Annotated in this window: 5 protein-coding genes; all 5 read left to right on the top strand. The window is 26.7% G+C overall.

What is annotated here, in order from left to right; translation table 11 throughout:
* Nucleotides 1-248 (top strand): 8-oxoguanine DNA glycosylase (locus tag VK071_13620; GenBank protein ID HLR36353.1); only part of this gene is annotated, 248 nt, incomplete at its 5' end.
* Nucleotides 249-266: 18 nt separating this feature from the next.
* On the top strand, nucleotides 267-959 hold the full coding sequence (locus tag VK071_13625; GenBank protein HLR36354.1) for a response regulator transcription factor: 693 nt from the start codon (nucleotides 267-269) through the stop codon (nucleotides 957-959).
* 4 nt (nucleotides 960-963) lie between these two features.
* Nucleotides 964-2,028, top strand: a complete 1,065-nt coding sequence (locus VK071_13630; protein HLR36355.1) for a sensor histidine kinase — start codon at nucleotides 964-966, stop codon at nucleotides 2,026-2,028.
* A gap of 116 nt (nucleotides 2,029-2,144) precedes the next feature.
* Nucleotides 2,145-2,912, top strand: coding sequence for an ABC transporter ATP-binding protein (locus tag VK071_13635; protein ID HLR36356.1), 768 nt, complete (start codon nucleotides 2,145-2,147; stop codon nucleotides 2,910-2,912).
* Entirely contained in the window at nucleotides 2,899-4,851 is a 1,953-nt protein-coding gene (locus tag VK071_13640) for an ABC transporter permease (protein ID HLR36357.1), read from the top strand. The genes VK071_13635 and VK071_13640 overlap by 14 nt, the downstream gene beginning before the upstream one ends.
* The last annotated feature ends 325 nt before the right edge of the window (nucleotides 4,852-5,176 follow it).

The following is a 5,176-nucleotide window of genomic DNA, read 5'->3' on the forward strand; positions in this document are numbered from 1 at the left end:
AACTACCAGGAGTAGGGCCAAAAGTTTCTGACTGTATATTATTGTTTTCTTTGGATAAAAATGATGCCTTTCCTGTAGATGTATGGGTTAAAAGGGTAATGGAACATTTTTATTTAAAAGAGGATAGAAAACTTAAAGATATAGAAATTTATGCAGAAGAAAAGTTTGGAGATTTAGCAGGATTTGCTCAACAGTATTTATTTTATTATGCAAGAGAAAAGGGAATTGGTAGAAAAAAGAATAAGTAAGATAAACAAGGTGATTAGGTGTATAAAATATTAGTTGTGGAAGATGATAAAAAAATTGTAAATCTTATAAAAGATAAATTAGAAAGGTATGGTTATAAAGTAGCCATAGTAGAAGATTATTCTAATATTAAAGGTGAATTTATAAAAGAAAAACCACAATTAGTTCTTCTAGATATTAATTTACCTAATTATGATGGGTTTTTCTGGTGTAGAGAAATAAGGAGTATATCTAAGGTTCCTATTATATTTATATCCGCTAGATTTTCAGACATGGATCAAATAATGGCTATAGAAAATGGTGGAGATGACTATATTGTTAAACCTTTCTCTTTTGAGCTTTTGCTAGCTAAAATCAAAAGTGTTTTAAGAAGGACTTATGGAGAATATGCAGAAAATGAATTTAAAGATATATATGAAGTAGATGGAGTTTATTTATATAAAACTCAGAATATAGTTGAGTGGAAAGATAAGAAAATTGAGCTAAGTAAAAACGAGTTTGCATTATTGTACATTCTTATTTCTAATTTAAATATAATAGTTTCTAGAGAGACTCTTTTAGAGGAACTTTGGGATGATATAGATTTTGTTGATGACAATACTTTATCTGTAAATATTGCTCGTCTTAGAAAAAGATTAGAAGACATAGGAATACATAATACTATTCAAACCAAAAGAGGACAAGGTTATTCTATGGTTAAGACTTGGCGGTGATAAGGTGAAATTTAAAGATTATATAAAGGATAGAGCATTATATATTCTATTTTATATTATAAGTACTATTTTGGTTATAATTATAATGATGTTAGATTTAATTATTAGACAGGAAAAGCTTCAATGGTCTAATATAATTTATGCTTTTATATTATCCTTTGTATTTTTAATAATTTTAATAACTATAGATTATATGAAAAAGCGAAAATTTTATGAATTTATTAATTATAGTCTAAAAGACAATGAAAATCTAGAATATATATTTAGTCTTCCAGATAATACAAGCAAGGAACATAAAGCTTTTAAAGAACTTTTAATTAATAATTATATGATCTACGAAAATAAGTTAGATAAATATAGAAAAACTCATAAAACTCAATTAGAATTTAATAATAGATGGGTTCATCAAATGAAAACTCCTATTTCTGTAATTAAACTTATACTAGAAAATGAAAAAGATAGAAATACTGATGAAGCTTCAAAAAAAAGCTATGAAAGTATAGAAGAAGAAATAGAAAAATTGTCCAATGGGCTAGAAATGGCTTTATATACTTTACGAGTAAATGATTTTGAGCAAGATTTTAAAATAGAGGAGATAAACCTATTAGAGGTTGTAAGAAATGTTATTAATGAAAATAAAAATGCTTTTATAGTAAATGGTATCTATCCTAAAATAGTCTCCCAAGAAAAACTAATAGTAAAAAGTGATAAGAAGTGGATAAAATTTATTATTAACCAAATTATATCTAATAGTATAAAATATTCAAAAGTAAAAGATTTTCAAGATAAATCTGTAACCATTGAATTCAGTAAAGAAGTAGATAAAACTATACTTTCTATAGAAGATAAAGGAGTAGGAATACCTGAACAGGATATAAAAAGAATATTTAACCCTTTTTTTACTGGTGAAAATGGAAGGAAATATTTAGAATCAACAGGTATGGGTCTTTACCTTTCCAAAGATATATGTAATCGGTTAGGCCATGGCATAGAAGTAGAATCTACTGAAGGAGTAGGGACTAAAACAAAAATAACCTTTTACCATGGCAAAAGCATTTATAGTTTATAAGTATTGAATATGACAATATTGCAAGATATGAATTAAATTTGAAAGAGAAATCAATGGAAGGATTTCTCTTCTTTTTTTATACTATATATATAGTTAATGAAATAGGAGGTAAGGAAATGACAGTATTGGAAACTAAAAATTTATCGAAAATATATGGTGGAAAAGGTAAAGGCATATCTGTTAAAGCCTTAGAAGATTTTAATATGGGAATAAAGGAAGGCGAATTTGTTGCAATTATGGGACCATCAGGAAGTGGTAAAACTACTTTATTAAATATATTAGCTACAATAGATTCGCCATCTTCTGGAGAGGTATTAGTAAATGGAAAAAATCCTCATAAATTAAAAGAAGATGAATTAGCTATATTTAGAAGAAAGTATTTAGGATTTATTTTCCAAGACTTTAATCTATTAGATACTTTATCAGTGAAGGAAAATATTATTCTTCCACTAGTATTAGAAGAATTTAAGAAAAATGAAATTGATAGAAGAGTTGATGATATAGCATCAGTATTAAATATAAAAGATATTTTAAATAAAAGGACTTATGAAATATCAGGAGGACAACAACAAAGAACAGCCTGTGCTAGAGCTTTAATAAATGAACCATCAATAATATTAGCAGATGAGCCTACAGGAAACTTAGATTCAAAAGCATCCTATGATTTAATGTCATCTTTAGAAAAAATAAATAAAGAAAAAAATGCGACTATAGCAATGGTAACTCATGACGCTTTTGCAGCTAGTTTTTGTAATAGAATGATAATGATAAAGGATGGTAAATATTTTACTGAGCTAGTAAAGAAATCTAATAGACAAATATTTTTCAAGGAAATATTAGATGCTTTATCCCTTCTTGGTGGTGGATATAATGAAAATATCTAATATGGCTATTAAAAACATTAAAGGAAATTTATATAGATATATAATGTATTATTTAAGCAATTCTTTTGCAGTTACAGCCTTTTTTATATTTGCTAACTTTGTATTTCATCCATCAATAGATGCAAAATCTATGGATGGCCATGAAATAGCAAAAATGGGTGCTACCAATGGTATGGTAATTAGTCAAGTTATAATAGTGATATTTTCTATATTCTTTGTAGGTTATTCAACTTCTATATTTTTAAAGTCTAGAGGAAAAGAATTTGGTCTTCTCTCGCTATATGGAATGACTAGAGGACAAATAAAAAAATATGTGCTTATAGAAAATACTATTATATCTATTATGTCAATATTTACGGGAATATTGACAGGAGCCATATTTTCAAAGCTATTCTTTATGATAATGGAAGGGTTCTTAGAAATAAAGTTGCCTTTTAATATATCTATTAAAGCCATAGGGCTTACTAGTTTGATCTTCTTTGCATTATTTGAAATAGTAAATATTGTTATGCTATTTAAAATAAAGAATAAGGAGATAATAGAGCAATTAAGATCTAGTAATATACCTAAGACTATACCTAAATTTTCTAAAGCTAAATCGATATTAGGTGTAAGTTTAATTTTAATAGGATATATTGTAGCATGGTTTGTAGAAAGTGTACTTGTTCCCTTAGCTATGATACCAGTAACAATAACCGTAATAATTGGAACATACTTCTTATTTACACAATTTAGTATTGCAGTAGCTAACAGAATATTGAAAAGTCAAGAAATGTTTTATAAAAAGACTAATATGGTAGCTTATTCTCAAATGATTTTTAAATTACAAGATACAGCTAAAGTTTTATTTCTAGCCTCAATACTAGGTGCCATTACATTTACGGCTACAGGAACTATATACTCCTTCTTTACAGAAAGCCCCCGTTTAACAGGTTTAAATACACCTCAAGAAATGGCAATAGTTCAAAGGGGAGAGGAATTAAATGATGACGAAGTAGTTGAGAATATAGAAAATATATTAGAAAAAAATAATGTAAAGATAATAGAAACTCATAGTATAAAAGGTGCAGAAATAGAGCGAGTAGTGGGAGAAGAAAAAACAGAAGAAAGATTCTTTATAATATCTAATTCTGATTATAATAGATTAGCTAAACCTTTAGGAAGAAAAGAATTGAAAATTAAAGCAGGTGAAGTTATATATAATTATCCCTATAATTATGAGCTGTCCACAGAAGAGGTTAGTGAAGAGGATAGACAGACAAATTGGAATGAGATTGGCTTAAATATTGGCGGAGAAACGAAAAAATTCAAGTTGGATAGAGAAATCCACGGTGGTGTTATGGCATTACCTAATGTAGGATATTTTGATGCCTTAGTTTTAAATGATGTAGATTTTGAAAATACATTAGAAAAGATAAACCAAGAGGATTTGATTATTTATAGTGGAATAAATATAGATAATTGGAAAGATTCCTATGAGGCTACAATGGAAATTCAAGACGATCTAGGAGATAAATATAGTGGAAGCTATTATTCTAAAATACTTGCATACAAAGGAGTTAGAAAGGTCTATGGCCTAATTCTATTTATAGGATTTTTTATAGCTTTCTTATTTTTCATAGCCTCTGGTAGTATAATATACTTTAAACTATTCAATGAAATAAAACAGGATGAAGTAGAATATAATATTCTGAAAAAAATAGGAACTACAGAAAAAGAGATAAATAAAATAATAACTAAACAAATAGGAATTATATTTTTTCTACCATTTATAGTAAGTACTTTACATTCATTTTTCGCATTAAAGTCTTTGTCTAATTTGCTAATGGGAAGTTTGTTTAAAAATGGGCTGATAGTAATGTTAGGATATTTAGTGTTTCAAATGATATACTTTACTATAATACGATCTATATATATAAATAGGATAAAATATAATTAGTTTATAAGCAAATAGAATCCTTTAAATTTAGGGGATTCTATTTATTTTGTGGAAATATATTATTATTTAAAGAAAAAATATTGTCTTAGGAAAGGAAATGAGTAATTAATGGATTTATAGGAAGATATTTAAGGAAATAAGAAGGAAAACGAATAAAATCGATATATATGGATACAAATAGCTGTATATTAAGTAATTTAGGACTTGAAAACATATTTCTTATAAAGTAACATATTATTTGTAAGTATTAGCACTCGATGAGATTGAGTGCTAACAAATTGGAAAAAATTAAATTTATATAAGGAGGGCAAAATAAATGAACATT

The organism is Tissierellales bacterium (genome assembly GCA_035301805.1).
In the GTDB taxonomy this organism is placed as follows: Bacteria; Bacillota; Clostridia; order Tissierellales; family DATGTQ01; genus DATGTQ01.

Excerpts from the sequence above, each read along its gene's own strand:
- VK071_13635 (HLR36356.1), top strand. The coding sequence starts at position 2,145 with ATGACAGTATTGGAAACTAAAAATTTATCGAAAATATATGGTGGAAAA.
- VK071_13640 (HLR36357.1), top strand. The coding sequence starts at position 2,899 with ATGAAAATATCTAATATGGCTATTAAAAACATTAAAGGAAATTTATAT.